This window comes from Streptomyces sp. NPDC001787, from assembly GCF_040297465.1.
In the GTDB taxonomy this organism is placed as follows: domain Bacteria; phylum Actinomycetota; class Actinomycetes; order Streptomycetales; family Streptomycetaceae; genus Streptomyces.
The window spans coordinates 294,802-311,503 of sequence record NZ_JBEOZE010000005.1 but is presented as its reverse complement, the minus strand read 5'-3'; the positions used below and the strand labels follow the sequence as shown (position 1 = coordinate 311,503).

Here is a 16,702-nt window from a genome sequence, read left to right as displayed (position 1 = left end):
ATGACCACCGAAGTACGCGCCGACCGGTATCCCTCGCGCGGCGCCGCCGAGATGACCACTCCCCGCCAGGACCCGGTCATCTGGTCCGCGCCCGGCGCACCGGGACCGGTCGCCGTGAAGGACCTCCAGGGGTTCGAACGCGACGGCTTCCTCACCGTCGACCAGCTGATCACGCCGGACGAGGTCTCCGTCTACCACGCGGAGCTCGAACGGCTGATCGCCGATCCGGCGGTACGCGCCGACGAGCGCTCGATCATAGAGCCGAAGTCGCGGGACGTACGGTCCGTCTTCGAGGTCCACCGGCTCAGTGAGGTCTTCGCCCGGCTGGTGAGCGACGAACGGGTGGTGGGCCGGGCCCGCCAGATCCTCGGTTCGGACGTCTACGTCCACCAGTCGCGGATCAACGTCAAGCCGGGCTTCGGGGCTTCGGGCTTCTACTGGCACTCGGACTTCGAGACCTGGCACGCCGAGGACGGTCTGCCGAACATGCGGGCCGTGTCGGTCTCGATCGCGCTGACCGAGAACTACGACACCAACGGCGGGCTGATGATCATGCCCGGTTCGCACAAGTCGTTCCTCGGCTGTGCGGGCGAGACGCCGAAGGACAACTACAAGAAGTCCCTGCAGATGCAGGACGCCGGCACCCCGTCCGACGAGGCGCTGACGACGATGGCCGACCGGCACGGCATCAAGCTCTTCACGGGGCGGGCCGGTTCGGCGACCTGGTTCGACTGCAACTGCATGCACGGCTCGGGCGACAACATCACCCCGTACCCGCGCAGCAACGTCTTCATCGTGTTCAACAGCGTGGAGAACGCGGCCGAGGAGCCCTTCGCGGCTCCGGTCCGCCGCCCGGAGTTCATCGGGGCGCGGGACTTCACGCCGGTGAGGTAGCGCGGGAGGCAGAACCGGTGGGGGCGGGGCGGCGTACCGCTCCGCCCCCACCGCCGTGACCGGCCGGACCGGAACCGGCCACCGGCGAGGACGGCGACCGGGGCCGTACCGACCGGCCTTCGCCCCGCCGGTCCGCCCCAAGAGGCCGGGCCCGCATCGACGACGACTGCCGGACCCCTCTAGCATGTAATGCATGCAGATGAACTCTGACCCTTACGAACTGTCCGTCGAGCTGCCTGCCGTCGAGACCTATCTGCGGCTGCGACCCGCGGCGGGACTGAGCGCGAAGACCCGCGAGGCCGCGGTGGTGAGCCTGCCGAACACCTGGCACGCGGTCCAGATCCGGCACGGCGGTGAGCCGGTCGGCATGGGGCGGGTGATCGGCGACGGCGGCTGCTTCTTCCAGGTCGTCGACATCTGCGTCCTCCCCGACCATCAGGGGCGGGGCCTCGGGAAGCGCATCATGGCCGAGCTGATCGGCGAACTGGAGCGCCGGGCCCCGGCCGGCGCCTATGTCTCCCTCATCGCCGACGGCGATGCCCGGCATCTCTACGAGAAGTTCGGCTTCCGCGAGACCGCGCCGGCCTCGGTGGGGATGCACCGCACGGTGTGATCCCCCCTCCCGCCCGGGGTCGATGCCACCGCGCAAGGACTCCGCGACCGCCGAGAAGCAGCCCTTAGATTGCTGTCATGAGAGATCCCGAGGACAACGAATTCCATGTGGTGCGCGAGGCCGCCGAACGCGCGGCGGTGACCGGCACCCGGCTGCCGGTCACCGCGGACGACGTGACGTCTGCCGTCCGGTCGTCGGTGGACGCTCTCGGCACGGCGGCGGCCGATCGCTGGGAGGCGCCCGCCGGGACGCTGGAGTGGACCTGCTGGGAGACCGCGGAGCACCTGAGCGACGATCTCTTCGCGTACGCCGTCCAGTTGGGCCCGCGCACGCCCCCGCTCGACGGCGAGGTCCCCTACCGGTGGGGTGCCGAGCGTACGGGCGGCCCGGCGAACGCGGTCTTCGCGGACCGCGCGGCCGGCTCCGCCGGTCTGCTCCGGACGCTGGAGGCGAGCGGTGCGCTGCTGGCCGCGATGGTGCGGACGACTCCGGCCGGGGTCCGGTCCTACCACTCGCACGGCGTCTCCGACCCGGAGGGGTTCGCCGCGATGGGCGTCGTGGAGACCCTGGTCCACACGCATGACATCGCCGAGGGGCTGGGCATCCCGTGGGCGCCGCCCGCCGCCCTGTGCGACCGGGCACTCGCCCGGCTCTTCCCCGAGGCCCCGGCGGACGTGGAGCGGTGGAGCGCCCTGCTGTGGTCCACGGGCCGCGCCGAACTGCCGGGCCGGGCCCGCCGTACCTCCTGGAAGTGGCACGGCGCCCCGCTGGACTGAGGAGCCGTACGCGGAACCGCGCGGGCGTGGGCGGCCGGCCCTCAGACGGTGTCCAGCGCCGGGTAGTCGGTGTACCCCTCGGCGCCGCCGCCGTAGAACGTGGCGCGGTCCGGGGTGTTGTACGGGCCGCCGGCCCTGAGGCGGGCCGGCAGGTCCGGGTTGGCGAGGAAGAGCGCGCCGTAGGAGATGAGGTCCGCGATCCCGTCGTCGATCACCGTGTGGTGGCCGGGCCCGGTCGGACCGTCCGACCGGACGTTGATGATCAGGGTGCCGGTGTACCGCTTGCGCAGTTCGAGGGTCAGCTCGCGGATCTCCACCGCCTCCACGATGTGCAGATACGCCAGTCCCAGCGGGTCGATCGCCTCGGTCAGCGCGGTGTAGACGCCGTCCGGGGCGGGCTCGTCGATGCCGTTGTACGGGTTTCCGGGCGAGATGCGCAGCCCGGTGCGCTCCGCGCCGATCTCCGCGGCGACGGCCTCGACGACGGCGACGGCGAAGCGGATGCGGGCCTCGTCCGAGCCGCCCCACTCGTCCTCGCGCAGGTTGGTGTTGGGCGCCAGGAACTGGTGGATGAGATATCCGTTGGCGCCGTGCACCTCCACACCGTCGAAGCCCGCCTCCACGGCGTTGCGGGCGGCCGTGACGAAGTCCGCGACGGTCTCCCGGACCTCGTCACCGGTCAGCTCGCGCGGCTCCACGAAGTCCTTCGGCCCGGCATGGGTGTAGGCCTGCCCCTCCGCCTTGACCGGAGAGGCACCGACGGGCACCAGTCCGTCCGGCAGCAGGACCGGGTGGCCGATCCGGCCCGTGTGCATGAGCTGGGCGAAGATCCGGCCGCCCTCGGCGTGGACGGCGTCGGTGACCTTGCGCCAGGAGGCGACCTGCTCCGCGCTGTGGAGACCGGGGGTGCCCGAGTAGCCCTGGCCCACCGCCGACGGCTGGATGCCCTCGGTGATGATCAGCCCGGCCGAGGCGCGCTGGGCGTAGTACTCGGCCGTGCCGTCGGTGGCCGTGCCGCCCGCACCGGCCCGGCTGCGGGTCATCGGCGCCATGACGACACGGTTGGCGAGCCGGGTGCCGGAGAGGTCGATCGGGTCGAACACGGTGGTCATGGCAGCTCCCGAAGAATTTACATGGTCGGCCAACTATTGGCTCCGGGCGCCACTGTAGCGCATTACTTGGCCGACCAAGGTAAAGTTGGGGGGAAGCTGCCGGGGCATCATCGGACCCGCCGTAGCCCCGCCCCGAGGAGCCCTGATGACCACCGCCCACGCCACTGACCCCGCGGCGAACACCGGGACCGCCGAGAGCGCCGGAAGCGCCGACGGCGGCTCCTGTACCGACGCGCTGCCCAGCGCGGCGCGCGGCGGCCCGCTCAGCCATGCCGTCTCACGGATCTCCCGGCTGCACCGGATCACGGCCGGCAGGCTGCTCAGGGGGCTGGACCTCTACCCGGGCCAGGAATTCCTGATGATGCACCTGTGGGACGCGGGCGCGGTCCGGCAGTCGGAGCTGATCCGGGCCCTGGACCTCGACCCGTCCACGGTCACCAAGATGCTCCAGCGCCTGGAGCAGACCGGGCATGTCCGCCGCCGCCCCGACCCGGCCGACCGGCGGGCCGTCCTGGTCGAGGCCACGGACGGGAGCAGTGCCCTGCGCACCGCGGTGGAGGCGGCGTGGACGGGTCTGGAGGAGCACACCCTCGCGGGCCTCGCTCCCGCCGAGCGCGCGGAGCTGGCCCGGCTGCTGGCCAAGGTGGAGTCGAACCTCTGCGCGGAGACCGAGGGGTGCCCGGGAGTGTCCTGACCCCCGGGCGCACCGCTTCACCCCCGGACATCCAGGGCGTCAGCCCAGGACGTCCAGGGCGCGCGTCACGTCCGCCTCGGTGTTGTAGAGGTGGAAGGCCGCCCGGAGATTGCCCGCCCGCGCCGAGACCATGACCCCGGCCGCGGCCAGATCGGGTTCGCGGCCGCCGAGTCCGGGCACGGCGACGATGGCCGACTCACCGGGGACGGCCCTGTGCCCGATGGCCGCCAGCCCCTCGCGGAACCGGGCCGCGAGCCCGGTGGAGTGGGCGTACAGCGCGTCGGCACCGACCTGTGCCAGCAGCGCGAGGGAATGCTCGGCCCCGTGGTAGGCGAGGAAGGCGGGCGGTTCGTCGAAGCGGCGGGCGGTGGCGGCCAGCCGCTCGACCGGGCCGTACGTGCTGTTCCAGGGGTCCTCAGCGGCCACCCAGCCGGCGAACACGGGCGGCAGGGCCGACTGCGCCTCCTCGGTCACCGTGAGGAACGAGGCGCCCCTGGGGCAGAGCAGGAATTTGAAGCCGCCCGTGACGGTGTAGTCGTACGCACCGGCGTCCAGCGGGAACCAGCCCGCCGCCTGGCTGGCGTCGACCAGCGTCCGGGCGCCGTGCGCGGCGGCGGCCGTCCGGACGGCGTCCAGGTCGGCGACCCTGCCGTCGGCGGACTGCACGGCCGAGAAGGCGACGAGCGCGGTCCCGGGCCGCACCGATTCGGCGAGGTCCGCGAGCGGGACGTAACGCATCCGCAGATCGCCGCGGAGCGCGAACGGACTGACCACCGAGCTGAACTCCCCCTCCGGGGCCAGGATCTCGGCACCCGGCGGCAGGGACGCGGCGATCAGCCCGGCGTGGACGGCGACCGAGCTTCCGGTGGCGACCCGGTCGGGGCCGACGCCCACCAGCCGGGCGAACCCGGCGCGGGCCGCCTCCACCGCCTCGAAGCTGCCCGCGCCGCCCCGCACGCCGGCGGCGGTGCCGTCGGCGAGGGCCTTGACGGCCTCGACGGTACGGCGGGGCAGCAGCCCGCAACTGGCGCTGTTCAGGTATGTCGTCTCCGGCGCGAACTCGGCGGCCACCGCCTGGCTGAGGCTGAGCGAAGAGATCTCCATGCCCCAAGCCTGGAGGCCCCTTGACTCATAGTCAATTGCGAGGAGTCAAGGGGTGCACCCAAGGAGTTCTTATGACAGGACGTGCTCAGGCCCGCGGAACCTCGCAGGCGCCGTCCGCGTCGCAGGCGGCCCCGTCCTCGCCGATCGCGGTCAGCGCGGCGGCCGGACGGTCCTTCCAGGCCTGCTCCAGCGCCTTGACGAACACCTCGGACGGCTGGCCGCCGGAGATCCCGTAGCGCCGGTCGAGCACGAAGAACGGCACGGCGTTGGCGCCCAGTTCGGACGCCTCGCGCTCATCGGCCCGTACGTCGTCCGCGTACGCCTCGGGGTCGGCGAGCACCGCGCGGGCCTCGGCCTCGTCGAGCCCGGCCTCGACGGCGAGCCGGAGAAGCACCTCGTCGTCGAAGACCGAGCGCTCCTCGGCGAAGTTCGCCCGGTAGGCGAGGGTCAGCAGCTCGTCCTGGCGGCCCCGGGCCTTGGCCAGGTGCAGCAGCCGGTGGATGTCGAAGGTGTTGCCGTGGTCGCGCCCCTCGGTGCGGTAGCCGAGTCCCTCGGCCTGCGCGTTGGACGCCACATTGGCCTCCATGGACGCGGCCTCCTCGCGGGTGCGGCCGTACTTCTGCGCCAGCATGTCGATCACCAGCGCGGTGTCACCCTTGGACCGGCCCGGGTCGAGCTCGAAGGAACGGTGCACCACCTCGACCTCGTCCCGGTGGGCGAACTCCGCCAGGCCCTTCTCGAACCGGGCCTTGCCGATGTAGCACCACGGGCAGGCGATGTCGCTCCAGATCTCGACGCGCATGACTCTTCTTCTCTCCAGGCTCTCGGGCAGTACGCAGGACACCCCGCACCCAGGTCGAACACAGAAGCGGACCTACTGATTCCCGAGGGCGAGACGCAGGACGAGATGGTCCCCGGCGCGCGGGGTGTCGGGGTCCTGGGTCCAGCCGTGGTGGGCGTAGAAGGACCGGGCCCCGGCATTGGGCTCGAAGACCTCCAGCAGGGCGGTCCGCACGCCGGTGCGCCGCCACGCGTCGGTGCAGGCGGTGTGCAGGGCGGTGCCGATGCCCGTCCGCCACCGGGACGGCGCGACATGGAGCTGGGTGAGACGCATGACCCCGTCGCGTACGGAGTAGGCGGCGACCCCCGCCAGCGCACCGTCCCGCTCGGCGCACAGGACCGTGGCCCCGGGGCGGTCGATGGCACCGGACCAGCCCTCGCGGCTGCGCGAGACCTCGGCCTCGCCCGCGTACTCCTCGACCGGCAGATGGTCCCGGTAGTAGGTGGCACGCGCCTCCGTGTGCAGGCGGACTATCGCGTCGAGATCGGCGGGGGCCGCTGTTCTGATCATGAGGACAGGGACGCTCCGGACCCCGGTCGCGGTTGCGCCCCCACCGCGGCGGCCGGTGCCGGGGCGCCCCACCGACGGTTCATCAGTCCAGGTACACCGGCAGCGCGTCCACTCCGTACACGATCGACAGCTTCCGGAACTCCAGTTCCGCGGGCGGCACGGCGAGGCTCATCCGGGGGAAGTGGGACACCAGTGGGGGGAAGGCCGCCCGGAGTTCCATCCTGCCCAGCTCCGCTCCGATACAGCGGTGGATGCCATGGCCGAAGGCCAGGTGGGAGGAGGGGGGCGGGCGCGACGGGTCGAAGGAGTCCATCGCGGGGCCCAGGCGCGGGTCGCGGTCGGCGGCGCTGAGCGAGACGATGACGATGTCGCCGCCGGATATCCGGACGCCGCCGACTTCCAGGTCCTCGCGGGCGAAGCGCGGGAAGGCCGTCTGGACGACCGTGAGATGGCGCAGGAGTTCATCGACGAAGGGGGCCACGACGAGCGCCGGGTCCTCGGCGTCGCGGAGCGCGGTGAAGTGCTCGCGGTCCTGGAGCATGATCAGCGTGCCGAGGGCGAGCATGCTCGCGGTCGTCTCCAGGCCGCCGGTGAGGACGCCGTCGGCGAGACCGGTGAGTTCCTCGTCGGTGACGCTGTCGCCGTGTTCGCGGACGAGCATGCCGAGCAGGCCGTCCCCGGGGCAGCGGCGCTGCTGCTCGACCACGCCGCGCAGATAGTCGCGGGAGCGGGATATGGCGCCGAAGGACGCTCCGACACCGCCGAGCACATCGAAGCGGGCCACCGAGAACTGCTGGAACGCCTGCCGCTCCGCATAGGGGACGCCCAGCAGTTCGCAGATGACCAGGGCCGGGACCGGCAGCGCGAAGTGCTCGACGAGATCGACCCGGCCCTCGGCGTCCGCCGCCTTGGCCAGTCCGTCCAGGCTGTCCTCGACGATCGCGTGGATACGGGGAGTGAGACGGCCCAGGCGGCGCATCGTGAACTCGGGGGTGAGCAGGCGCCGCAGACGGGTGTGGTCCGGCGGGTCGCAGAAGCCCAGGCCGCCCGGCTGGTGGTTCTCGACGACACCGGTGCGTCCGACGAGGTGGGCGAAGTCGTTGCTGAAGGCGCGGGCGTCGCCGAGGACCTGCTTGGCCTCCTCGTATCCGGAGACCAGCCAGACCGTCATTCCCGGGATCGGCAGCCTGCTGACCGGTTCGCGGTCGCGCAGCGCCCCGATCTCGGGCACGGGATCGAGGCCGTCACGGCGCAGCGGCAGCAGCGCGGCATCGGGCAGCTTCGAGAGGTCGAGGGAGGTGCCCCTGGACCTGAGGCGGGCGAGGTAACGGCGCGTGAGCCAGGTCGTCATCGCGGAACGTACGGACATGCTGGTGCTCGCATCTGTGAGATGGGACGGACGGGGCCGGTGCCGATACCGGTACCAGAAGGAGGCGGGAGGGGAAATCCTGCCGGACCGGTGCGTGGGCGTCCCCATCGGGCCGACGGAACGGCACCGCGGGCCGGACGTGCCGCGGTTCGCGGGGCGGCGGGCGAGGGCCCCGGTGAACCGCCCCGGCCCCGCTCATGTGGTGAGCGGGGCCGGGGCTGTTGGCGGAGGGCGGGGCCTGGGCCGGTCGACTCCGTGGGCGGGTGCGGGCGTTGGCGCCTCAGCTGCCGTCGCGCAGGTCCTTCAGCCCCTCGGCCCGGAAGCCGATCCGGTCGAAGACCGCGCCGCACCCCTCACCGGTGGGCGACTGCACCAGAAATCCGGCGAGCGCGGACGCCCGCTCCTGGGGGGTGCCGAGGGTGAAGACGCGGACGAAGGTCCAGGTCTCGCCGTCGGCCGAGGCGTGGAACGCGTAGGCGCCGCCCGTGCGGCTGAGCCGCAGCCAGAAGCTGTCCCCGTCCACGACGAAGGAGTTGGCGTCGTCGGAGTGTCCGCGGGTGACGACGGTGCAGATGGTCGGGGTCCGCGGGGAGAGCTCCAGGCAGAGCTTCGCCCATTCCCGTTCACCGACGTGCAGATAGAGCACCCCGGCGTCGAAGGCGGCCCGGAAGCCGACCTGTACGCGGGCGCTGAGCTGGAAGTCCCCGTCCGGAACGGCTGCCAGCAGGCGCGGCGCGTCGGTGGCGGAGTCCAGGGCGTCGCCGCCCGGGGGAACGAAGCGGTCGTGGCGGGCACCGGCCCGGCCGGTCAGCACCCCGTCCGCGTAGGACCAGTCGCCGTCCGGGCCGAACGGCAGGAGCGGAAAGGGGAGTCCGGGGATGTTCGTCGTCATGCCCGCCGTCCGTCCACGCGGCGGGGCAGCCCCAGCGGGTTGTCCTCCCGCAGCTCCGGCGGCAGCAGGGCCTGGGGCGTGTCCTGGTAGCTGACCGGGCGCAGCCAGCGCTCGATCGCGGTGGCGCCCACCGAGGTGGACGGGGAGGTGGAGGCCGGGTAGGGGCCGCCGTGGTGCTGGGCCGGTGCGACGGCGACGCCGGTCGGCCAGCCGTTGACGAGGACGCGTCCGGCGAGAGGTGTGAGGGCGGCGAGCAGTCCGGCCGCGCCGCCCTCGGCCTCCTCGGCGGCGATCTGGAGGGTGGCGGTCAGGTTGCCCGGAAGCCGGGAGAGCACCGCGGTGATCTCGTCCTCGGACGCGTACCGCGCCACGACGGTGACCGGGCCGAAGCACTCCTCCAGGAGCGCGTCGTGCGGGCCCGCTGCGGTGAGGCGTGCGGCCGGTACGGTCAGGAAGCCCGCGCGGACGGTGTGTTCGCCGTCGGCGCCGGGGACGACGGGGGCTTCCACCTCCGCGAGCGCGGCCCGCTCCCGGACGCCCGCGAGGAACGCCTCGCGCATCCGGTGGCCGAGCATCACTCCGGCACCGGCGGCGCCGACCGTCTCGGCGAGAGCCTTCAGCAGCCGGTCACCGGCCTCGCCCGCGGGGGCCAGGACGAAGCCGGGCTTCGTGCAGAACTGCCCGGCTCCCATGGTCATCGAGCCGCCGAGCCCGGCGCCGATCTGCTCACCGCGCTCGGCGGCTGCCGCCTCGGTGACGACGACGGGGTTGAGCGAGCCGAGTTCGCCGTGGAAGGGGATCGGGGCGGGCCGGGCCGCGGCCGCGTCGAACAGGGCCCGTCCGCCGCGTACGGAACCGGTGAAGCCCGCCGCGCCCACCAGCGGGTGCCTGATCAGCTCGACGCCCGCCCCGAAGCCGTGCACCAGGGTGAGCACGTCCTCGGGCAGTCCGACCCGGGCGGCGGCACGGCGGAGCACGGAGGCGCACAGCTCGGAGGTCGCGGGGTGGTCGGGGTGCGCCTTGACGACGACCGGGCAGCCGGCCGCGAGCGCGCTCGCGGTGTCGCCGCCGGGGACGGAGAAGGCGAGCGGGAAGTTGCCGGCCGCGTAGACGGCGACCACACCGAGGGGAATCCGATAGCGGCGCAGATCGGGCCAGGGCGGGGTCCTGGTGCCGTCCTGGTGGTCGATGCGGATGTCCAGGTAGGCGCCCTCGTCGACGACCTCCGCGAAGGCCCTCAACTGTGCCGCGGTGCGGGCGAGTTCCCCTGTGAGCCGGGCCGGTCCGAGCGCGGTCTCCGCGTCCGCGGCCTCGATGACCTGTTCCCCGGCCTCACCGAGCAGGTCCGCGGCGGTGCGCAGGAAGGCGGCGCGTACGGTGCGGTCGGCGAGCGCGTCGCGTACGGCGTGGGCGGCCCCGACCGCGCGGTCGACGTCCTCGGCCGTGGACTCCACCGCAACCTGCTCACGCGGGTTCCCGGTTCGGGGGTCGACGCTCCAGACTGGTGCTGCTGCCACCGTGTTTCCTTCCCGGTCCGCTGCCACGCATCACGAGGTTGTTCGGTATTCTGAACAGCGTTCCTGATCGTGAATGTACGGGGACTCTATTTCCGGGCGTTCCGTGTTGGCAAGAAGTCTCAGGGTTTTGGCGTGATGGGCTGGAAGGGGCGTAGGGACGATGGCGGTTGCCGAGTCTGGTGGAGCACAGGTCAAGTCCGCGGTGCGGACGGTGGAACTGCTCGAATACTTCGCGGGACGCCCCGGCATGCACTCGCTCGCCGCCGTGCAGGAGGCTGTCGGCTACCCCAAGTCCAGTCTCTACATGCTGCTGCGCACGCTGGTGGAGCTCGGCTGGGTGGAGACCGACGCGACGGGCACCCGGTACGGGATCGGGGTGCGCGCCCTGCTGGTCGGTACGTCGTACATCGACGGCGACGAGGTCGTGGCCGCCGCCCGCCCCACCCTGGACCGGCTCTCCGACGACACCACGGAGACCATCCACCTGGCCCGTCTCGACGGGACGAACGTGGTGTACCTCGCCACCCGGCAGTCCCAGCACTATCTGCGCCCCTTCACCCGGGTCGGCCGCCGGCTGCCCGCCCACTCCACCTCGCTCGGCAAGGCGCTGCTGGCCACCCACAGTGACGAGCAGGTCCGCAAGATGCTGCCGGAGACACTGCCCGCGCTGACCGAGCACACCCTCACGGACCGCGAGAAGCTGATCGAGGAACTGCACCTCATCCGCGAGCAGGGGTTCGCCGTGGACCGTGAGGAGAACACCCTCGGTCTGCGCTGCTTCGGCGTCGCGATCCCCTACCGGACGCCGGCGCGCGACGCGATCAGCTGCTCGGTCCCGGTCGCGCGGCTCACACCCGCGCACGAGCAGATGGTCAAGGACGCCCTGTTCGACGCCCGCGACCGGCTCACGCTCGCCACCCGGAGGCTCTGACTCCCCGGCGAGGGCTCCGGACCCTCGCCCGGAGGCCTGGCGGGTCTCGGCCGGGGCGCCTGAGAAAACGGTGAGAAGGACCGCGGCCGGGAACGTCCGGAGCGGGCCCGCTCGTCCCTCCAACGGGATGAACAAGACAATCAGGCGCGCTTCGGTCTTCTGTCTGCTGATGGTTCTCGCCCTGCTGGTGCGGGCGACCTGGCTGCAGACGTACAAGGCGGAGGCGCTCGCAGACAACGAGCACAACCGGCGGAACGTCATCGCGCGGTACGCGCAGCCGCTCGGAGACATCATCGTGGCCGGTTCCCCGGTCACCGGATCGGAGAGGACGACGGGCGGTGATCTTGAGTACAAACGCACCTACACCCAGGGCGATCTGTACGCGGCGGTCACCGGCTACGGCTCGCAGGCGTACGGGGCCACCCAGCTCGAAGGCATCTACGGCGATGTCCTCGACGGCACGGACGACCGGCTGAAGAATCCGGCCGACCTGCTCACCGGCGGGCAGAGCGCGCCCGGCAATGTGCTGACGACCATCGACCCGGACGTCCAGAAGGCGGGCTACGAGGCGCTGGGCGACGACAAGGGCGCGGCCGTGGCCATCGACCCGGAGACCGGGCGGATCCTGGGCATGGTCTCCACCCCCTCGTACGACCCGTCGGAGATCAGCGGGACGGCGGACGGCGAGGCCTGGGAGCAGCTCCTCGCCGACAAGGACAAGCCGCAGGTCAACCGGGCGCTGCGGCAGCCGCTGGCGCCCGGCTCGACCTTCAAGCTGGTGGTGGCCGCCGCGGCGCTGGAGGACGGGCTCTACGGCTCGGTCGACGAGCCCACGCACAGCCCCGACCCGTACACGCTGCCGGGCACCTCGACGGTGCTGCGCAACGAGAGCGCGAGCGCCCCGTGCGAGAACGCCACCCTGCGCACCGCGCTCCAGTACTCCTGCAACAACGTGTTCGCGAAGGTGGCCGCCGACCTCGGCCAGGACAAGGTGAAGGCGATGGCGGACGGCTTCGGCTTCGACACCGAGAAGCTGGACGTCCCGGTGCGGGCCTCGGAGAGTGTCTACCCGACCGGCATGGACAAGGCGCAGACGGCGCTGACGGGCATCGGCCAGTTCGAGGTCACCGCGACCCCGCTGCAGATGGCCATGGTCTCGGCCACCCTCGCCAACGGCGGCGAGCTGGCCGCCCCGCACATGGTCTCCCAGGTCGTGGACGCGGACGGCGGGACGCTGGAGGAGTTCGAGGACGGCGATACGAAGCGGGTCGTCTCCGAACGGACGGCGGAGCAGGTGCGCAGCGCGATGGTCACCGTCGTCGAGGAGGGCACCGGCACGAACGCCCGTATCGCCGGGGCCGAGGTCGGCGGCAAGACGGGCACCGCGCAGAACGGTGTGGACAACAGCAACACCCCGTACGCCTGGTTCACCTCGTACGCGAAGGACCGGTCCTCCGGCAAGGAGGTGGCGGTCGCCGTGGTGATCGAGAGCTCCGACGCGTCCCGCTCGGAGGTCAGCGGCAACGGGCTGGCGGCGCCGATCGCCCAGAAGATGATGAAGGCGGCGCTCCAGGGGTAGCGGGCGAGCGGAAGCGCTCGTGGTGGACCTGCGCCATTCCTTCGGTGCCTCGGGGAAATACGTCCTTGAGGGGCTGCGAGAGGACGCTGAGTCCCGGTATCCGGTCGAGCCGTTCGCGTACGGGCCGCATCGTCGTCCCGCCGTGCGCCTGTCGGGCACGGCGGGACAGCCCTTGGGGAATCTTCCCGATGCCGTCCCCCCTCCTTAGTCACGAGCCTGGTCCCTGTGACGGATGCGCGGGTCAGGAAGGCACGGTGGGGTGCGATGGCGGGGTCAGCGGCGGGCAGGGTGCTCCGGGACCGCACGGCGGGGCGGTATCTGGCGGGGGTGGTCGTCTCCGGTTTCGGGACCTCGGCGATGTGGCTGACGGCCGGGATCTGGGTCAAGTCGCTCACCGGGTCCGACTCCCTCGCCGCGCTGACCGTGTTCGCGATGTGGGCGCCGGTGCTCATCGCTCCGGCGCTCGGCGCGGTCGCCGACCGGCTGCCGGGAAAGCCGCTGCTGGTCCGGGTGAACGCCGCGATGGCGGTCCTGCTGATGACGCTGCCGCTGGTCGGTTCGGCCGGGCGGATCTGGCTGGTCTTCGTGGTCCTGGTGCTCTACGGGGTGAGCGGGGTGCTCGTGGACGCGGCGGAAGCGGCCCTGGTCGCACGTTCGGTGGACCCCGCACTGCTGGGCGACCTCAACGGGCTGCGGATGAGCGCCAACGAGGGGATGAAGCTGCTCGCCCCGCTCGCCGGCGCGGGACTGTACGCACGGTTCGGCGGCGGAACGGTGGCGGTGCTGGACGCGGCGACCTTCGTCCTGGCCGCGCTGATCTTCGCGCGGCTGCCGGTGCGCGAGGAGGCGCGGGAGCCGCTGCGGAGCGGGACCGGGAAGGAGTCACGCTGGAGAGAACTGTCCGAGGGCGCCCGGCAGTTGCGGCAATCGCCGGTGCTGCGGCCCCTGGTGCGCGCCGGAGCGGCGACGATGCTGCTCGCCGGGCTGAACGGGGCCGCGGCCTACGCCTATGTCGACGATGTGCTCGGCCGCTCCCCCGCGTACGCCGGACTGCTGTACGCGGCCCAGGGCGCCGGTTCGGTGGCGGTCGGGCTGCTGGCCGGACCGCTGCTGCGGCGGCTGGGCGAGCGGGTGTTCGCGGGGGCCGGGATCGCGCTGTTCGCGGTTGCCGTGGGGGCGCGTGCGCTGCCGTACGACGCGGTGGCCCCGGTGAGCGCCGTGGCGATCGGGTTCGGGCTGCCGTGTGTGCTGATCGCGGCGATGACGGCCGTGCAGCGGGAGACACCGGACGCGGCGCTCGGCCGGACGGCGGCGACGGCCAACTCGCTGATGATGGCGCCCAACGCGCTGGCGCTGGCCCTCGGCGCGGGGCTCGTCGCGGTACTGGACACCCGGGTGCTGCTGGCACTGACGGGCGCGCTGGGACTGTTCGCGGCGGTGCTGCCGGTCCGGGGGCGCCGGGGGGCACCGCGGCCGGTCCGGACCGGCGGGGGAGGCTGACGGGCGCCCCCACCGGTCCGTTCCCGTCATCGCCCGATGCGCGACAGCGCCTCGGCGACGGCTCTGAGGTCCGGGTCGGAGGCCAGCCCGGCGTGATAGAGGCGCAGTTGGTTCGCGCCGAGGGAGGCGGCGTGGGCCGCGTCCCGCTCCAGGGTGCCGGGAGCGCCGCCCATCCCGGTCACCACACCGAAGTTGGCGGCGAGCACCGCGGACCGCCCCGCGAACGGCCCGAGCACCGCCTCGCGCACCGCGTCACCGCCGGTGCACGGCAGCACCACGCCGTCGGCCACCCCGAGGATGTGCTCCGCCTCCACTCCGGCGTTGGCCCCCGAGCGGTACGGGGCGGGGTCGGCGTGCAGCAGGACCTGGAAGCCCGGCCCGGCCGCCGCCCGCACCGCGGCGACCGCGGCCTCCTGGAGCGCGCGGGCTGCGGAGGTCCGCCATCGGAGGGTGGCGTCGGCGAGGCCGGGCCCGAGGAGCTTCTCGACGCCGGACCAGCCGGCTTCGGTGGAGCCGGAACCGGCCCAGCCGGGGGCCAGGGCGCGGCGCACGGCCGCCCCCAGTTCGTCGGCGTCCAGTCCCTGCGCGGCGTAGCCGTCCCGGCAGGAGGCGCAGAAGCACAGGGACATCAGGTACTGCGCCGCGTCCCCCAGACCGACGCCCGTGACCTTGTCGTGGGCGTGCAGATGGGCGAAGCCGTACCAGCCGCAGGACTCCAGTTCGGTGCCGCTCGTCCCGGGCCGGGCGGCGGCCTCCTCCGCCAGGGCGACGAGGTAGTCGCGGACCGCGGGCCGGGCGATGCAGGGCGCCCAGGGGTAGCGGTCGCCGTAGGCGTTGACGACGCTGTGGTGCGGATACTCCGCGCCCAGCCGGGAGTTGTGCGCGAGGACGACCCAGCTGTGCACGTCGAGACCGGCCCCGGCCAGGGCGTGCGCCGCGTCGCCGTACGGGTCGTCCCGGTCCACCCAGGTCTGCGCGTAGGGCGCCGGTTCGCGCCCCGCCCAGCGGCTCGCGTCCGGCGGGTAGAGCACCGCGGCGTGCTGGGCGGTGACGATCCTGCGTTCCGGATGGCGCGGGGTGAGGGCCCGGGTGGAGTGGTAGGCGGAGGCCAGCGTCACCTGCTGGACGCCGAGGTCCGCGATCCGCGCGGGGGCGTCCGGGTCCCCGATGACGTCCCACGGGTAGAGGAAGGCGGAGGTCTTCACGCCCGCTCCCCCTCCGCGTACTCCTCCAGCAGCGCGCGCCCGCTCGCGATGATCCCGGCCAGGTCCTTGACGTGGGCGGCGGTCGGCTCGGTGAGCGGGGTGCGTACCCCGCCGACGTCCAGGCCCTGGAGCCGGACGGCCGCCTTGACCAGGGAGACGGCGTATCCGCGGCCCTGGGCGCGCAGTTCGACCAGGGGCCGGTAGAAGCGGTCGAGCAGCGCGTTGACCAGGCCGTCCTCGCCGGCTTCGAGGGCCCGGTAGAAGGCGAGGGCGATGTCGGGGGCGAAGGCGAAGACGGCGGAGGAGTAGAGCGTGACGCCGATGCCCCGGTAGGCCGGTCCGGTCAGCTCGGCGGTGGGCAGCCCGTTGAAGTACAGGAAGTCCCCGCCGGGCAGCTGGGTGCGTACGGCGCTGACGATGCGCTGCATCAGGTCGAGGTCGCCGTAGCCGTCCTTGAGCCCGATGATCCCGGGCGTCTGGGCGAGGGCGACGACGGTCTGCGGGGTGAAGACCGCGTTGTCGCGCTGGTAGACGATCGTCTCCAGGGAGGTGCCCGCCGCGAGGGCCGCGTAGTGCTTCAGCAGCCCCTCCTGGTCGGCGACGACGAGGTAGGGGGGCATGGCGAGGAGCCCGTCGGCCCCCGCCTCCTCGGCCAGCTTCGCGTACTGGACCGCGAGTGCCGTGCCGTATCCGGCGCCCGCGACGACGGGGACCCGGCCGGCCGTCTCCTGGACCGCGGCGGCGACGACGAGGCGGAACTCCTCCTGGGTCAGCGCGTGGAACTCGCCCGTACCGCAGCAGGCGAAGACGGCTGCCGCACCGGCGTCGACGCCCCGGCGCACATGGGTACGGAAGGTGTCGAGGTCGACGGTGCCGTCAGGCCCGTACGCGGTGACGGGGAAGAAGAGCGGCCCGGCGACATGGGTGAGCCGGGCGGCAAGGGGGGCTGAGGACACGTGCGCTCCCTGAGCAGATTCAGACGTACACAACTCTGACCGTCGTCCATATTTCTGAACAGCATCACGCTAAGGCAGCCGCGCGGCGCAGGTCAAGAAGGGAACACGCCCTCGCGGCACCGAGCCAACCGCTCCGCACGGCGGAGCCGGACCCCGTCCACGACACTTGACGGGTCCGGCCACGGGTTCTTAGCTTGTCCATGCATGTG

The 16,702-nt window shown here is 72.7% G+C and carries 15 protein-coding genes and 1 pseudogene; 7 read left to right on the top strand and 9 right to left on the bottom strand.

Features of this window, described 5'->3' with window-relative positions; all coding sequences use genetic code 11:
• The 3 genes and pseudogenes from thpD to ABT170_RS09990 all read left to right on the top strand — a co-directional run.
• The gene (gene thpD, locus ABT170_RS10000) at window positions 1-894 is read left to right on the top strand and encodes an ectoine hydroxylase (protein WP_329942357.1); all 894 of its coding nucleotides are present in this window, start codon (window positions 1-3) and stop codon (window positions 892-894) included.
• Window positions 895-1,087: 193 nt separating this feature from the next.
• Complete coding sequence (locus ABT170_RS09995; protein WP_329942356.1) at window positions 1,088-1,507, top strand: GNAT family N-acetyltransferase; 420 nt, start codon at window positions 1,088-1,090, stop codon at window positions 1,505-1,507.
• Between the two features lie 71 nt (window positions 1,508-1,578).
• Window positions 1,579-2,283 (top strand): annotated as a pseudogene (locus ABT170_RS09990) (VOC family protein); the annotation flags it as partial.
• A 41-nt stretch (window positions 2,284-2,324) separates the two neighbouring features.
• On the opposite strand, the gene ABT170_RS09985 reads toward ABT170_RS09990, so the two are convergent.
• Entirely contained in the window at window positions 2,325-3,395 is a 1,071-nt protein-coding gene (locus ABT170_RS09985; protein WP_351865647.1) for an alkene reductase, read from the bottom strand.
• 145 nt (window positions 3,396-3,540) lie between these two features.
• On the opposite strand from ABT170_RS09985, the gene ABT170_RS09980 reads away from it, so the two are divergent.
• Window positions 3,541-4,089: a MarR family winged helix-turn-helix transcriptional regulator gene (locus tag ABT170_RS09980; protein ID WP_329942354.1), complete on the top strand. Its 549-nt coding sequence runs from the start codon at window positions 3,541-3,543 to the stop codon at window positions 4,087-4,089.
• Between the two features lie 39 nt (window positions 4,090-4,128).
• Here ABT170_RS09980 and ABT170_RS09975 read toward each other — a convergent pair whose 3' ends face one another.
• The 6 genes from ABT170_RS09975 to ABT170_RS09950 form a co-directional block, all read right to left on the bottom strand.
• Window positions 4,129-5,193, bottom strand: a complete 1,065-nt coding sequence (locus tag ABT170_RS09975; RefSeq protein WP_351865644.1) for an aminotransferase class V-fold PLP-dependent enzyme — start codon at window positions 5,191-5,193, stop codon at window positions 4,129-4,131.
• Between the two features lie 85 nt (window positions 5,194-5,278).
• Window positions 5,279-5,995, bottom strand: a complete 717-nt coding sequence (locus ABT170_RS09970) for a DsbA family oxidoreductase (RefSeq protein ID WP_329942352.1) — start codon at window positions 5,993-5,995, stop codon at window positions 5,279-5,281.
• Between the two features lie 72 nt (window positions 5,996-6,067).
• On the bottom strand, window positions 6,068-6,544 hold the full coding sequence (locus tag ABT170_RS09965; protein WP_329942351.1) for a GNAT family N-acetyltransferase: 477 nt from the start codon (window positions 6,542-6,544) through the stop codon (window positions 6,068-6,070).
• Between the two features lie 82 nt (window positions 6,545-6,626).
• Complete coding sequence (locus tag ABT170_RS09960) at window positions 6,627-7,913, bottom strand: cytochrome P450 (RefSeq protein ID WP_351865640.1); 1,287 nt, start codon at window positions 7,911-7,913, stop codon at window positions 6,627-6,629.
• Between the two features lie 280 nt (window positions 7,914-8,193).
• Window positions 8,194-8,805, bottom strand: coding sequence for a DUF1349 domain-containing protein (locus tag ABT170_RS09955; protein ID WP_329942349.1), 612 nt, complete (start codon window positions 8,803-8,805; stop codon window positions 8,194-8,196).
• The gene (locus ABT170_RS09950) at window positions 8,802-10,322 is read right to left on the bottom strand and encodes an aldehyde dehydrogenase (NADP(+)) (RefSeq protein WP_351865637.1); all 1,521 of its coding nucleotides are present in this window, start codon (window positions 10,320-10,322) and stop codon (window positions 8,802-8,804) included. Before ABT170_RS09950 ends, ABT170_RS09955 begins: the two co-directional genes overlap by 4 nt.
• Before the next feature lie 160 nt (window positions 10,323-10,482).
• Here ABT170_RS09950 and ABT170_RS09945 point away from each other — a divergent pair, with 160 nt between their 5' ends.
• The 3 genes from ABT170_RS09945 (at window position 10,483) to ABT170_RS09935 (ending at window position 14,332) form a co-directional block, all read left to right on the top strand.
• Complete coding sequence (locus ABT170_RS09945) at window positions 10,483-11,253, top strand: IclR family transcriptional regulator (RefSeq protein ID WP_329942347.1); 771 nt, start codon at window positions 10,483-10,485, stop codon at window positions 11,251-11,253.
• A gap of 127 nt (window positions 11,254-11,380) precedes the next feature.
• A complete protein-coding gene (locus tag ABT170_RS09940; RefSeq protein WP_351865633.1) occupies window positions 11,381-12,832 on the top strand; it encodes a peptidoglycan D,D-transpeptidase FtsI family protein in 1,452 nt (483 codons plus the stop codon).
• Window positions 12,833-13,096: 264 nt separating this feature from the next.
• On the top strand, window positions 13,097-14,332 hold the full coding sequence (locus ABT170_RS09935; protein ID WP_351865630.1) for an MFS transporter: 1,236 nt from the start codon (window positions 13,097-13,099) through the stop codon (window positions 14,330-14,332).
• A 26-nt stretch (window positions 14,333-14,358) separates the two neighbouring features.
• Here the strand turns inward: ABT170_RS09935 and ABT170_RS09930 are convergent, their stop codons facing one another.
• Together ABT170_RS09930 and ABT170_RS09925 are read right to left on the bottom strand one after the other, a co-directional pair.
• On the bottom strand, window positions 14,359-15,537 hold the full coding sequence (locus tag ABT170_RS09930) for a hypothetical protein (protein WP_351865627.1): 1,179 nt from the start codon (window positions 15,535-15,537) through the stop codon (window positions 14,359-14,361).
• Window positions 15,534-16,493, bottom strand: a complete 960-nt coding sequence (locus ABT170_RS09925; RefSeq protein ID WP_351865624.1) for a 5-dehydro-4-deoxyglucarate dehydratase — start codon at window positions 16,491-16,493, stop codon at window positions 15,534-15,536. Before ABT170_RS09925 ends, ABT170_RS09930 begins: the two co-directional genes overlap by 4 nt.
• Window positions 16,494-16,702: the final 209 nt, after the last annotated feature.

What these genes read in the sequence shown, in the direction of transcription:
- ABT170_RS09985 (WP_351865647.1), bottom strand. Translation starts at nt 3,395, where the DNA reads ATGACCACCGTGTTCGACCCGATCGACCTCTCCGGCACCCGGCTCGCC.
- ABT170_RS09945 (WP_329942347.1), top strand. Translation starts at nt 10,483, where the DNA reads ATGGCGGTTGCCGAGTCTGGTGGAGCACAGGTCAAGTCCGCGGTGCGG.
- ABT170_RS09970 (WP_329942352.1), bottom strand. Translation starts at nt 5,995, where the DNA reads ATGCGCGTCGAGATCTGGAGCGACATCGCCTGCCCGTGGTGCTACATC.
- ABT170_RS09955 (WP_329942349.1), bottom strand. Translation starts at nt 8,805, where the DNA reads ATGACGACGAACATCCCCGGACTCCCCTTTCCGCTCCTGCCGTTCGGC.
- ABT170_RS09975 (WP_351865644.1), bottom strand. Translation starts at nt 5,193, where the DNA reads ATGGAGATCTCTTCGCTCAGCCTCAGCCAGGCGGTGGCCGCCGAGTTC.
- thpD (WP_329942357.1), top strand. Translation starts at nt 1, where the DNA reads ATGACCACCGAAGTACGCGCCGACCGGTATCCCTCGCGCGGCGCCGCC.
- ABT170_RS09940 (WP_351865633.1), top strand. Translation starts at nt 11,381, where the DNA reads ATGAACAAGACAATCAGGCGCGCTTCGGTCTTCTGTCTGCTGATGGTT.
- ABT170_RS09960 (WP_351865640.1), bottom strand. Translation starts at nt 7,913, where the DNA reads ATGTCCGTACGTTCCGCGATGACGACCTGGCTCACGCGCCGTTACCTC.
- ABT170_RS09995 (WP_329942356.1), top strand. Translation starts at nt 1,088, where the DNA reads ATGCAGATGAACTCTGACCCTTACGAACTGTCCGTCGAGCTGCCTGCC.
- ABT170_RS09965 (WP_329942351.1), bottom strand. Translation starts at nt 6,544, where the DNA reads ATGATCAGAACAGCGGCCCCCGCCGATCTCGACGCGATAGTCCGCCTG.
- ABT170_RS09980 (WP_329942354.1), top strand. Translation starts at nt 3,541, where the DNA reads ATGACCACCGCCCACGCCACTGACCCCGCGGCGAACACCGGGACCGCC.
- ABT170_RS09935 (WP_351865630.1), top strand. Translation starts at nt 13,097, where the DNA reads ATGGCGGGGTCAGCGGCGGGCAGGGTGCTCCGGGACCGCACGGCGGGG.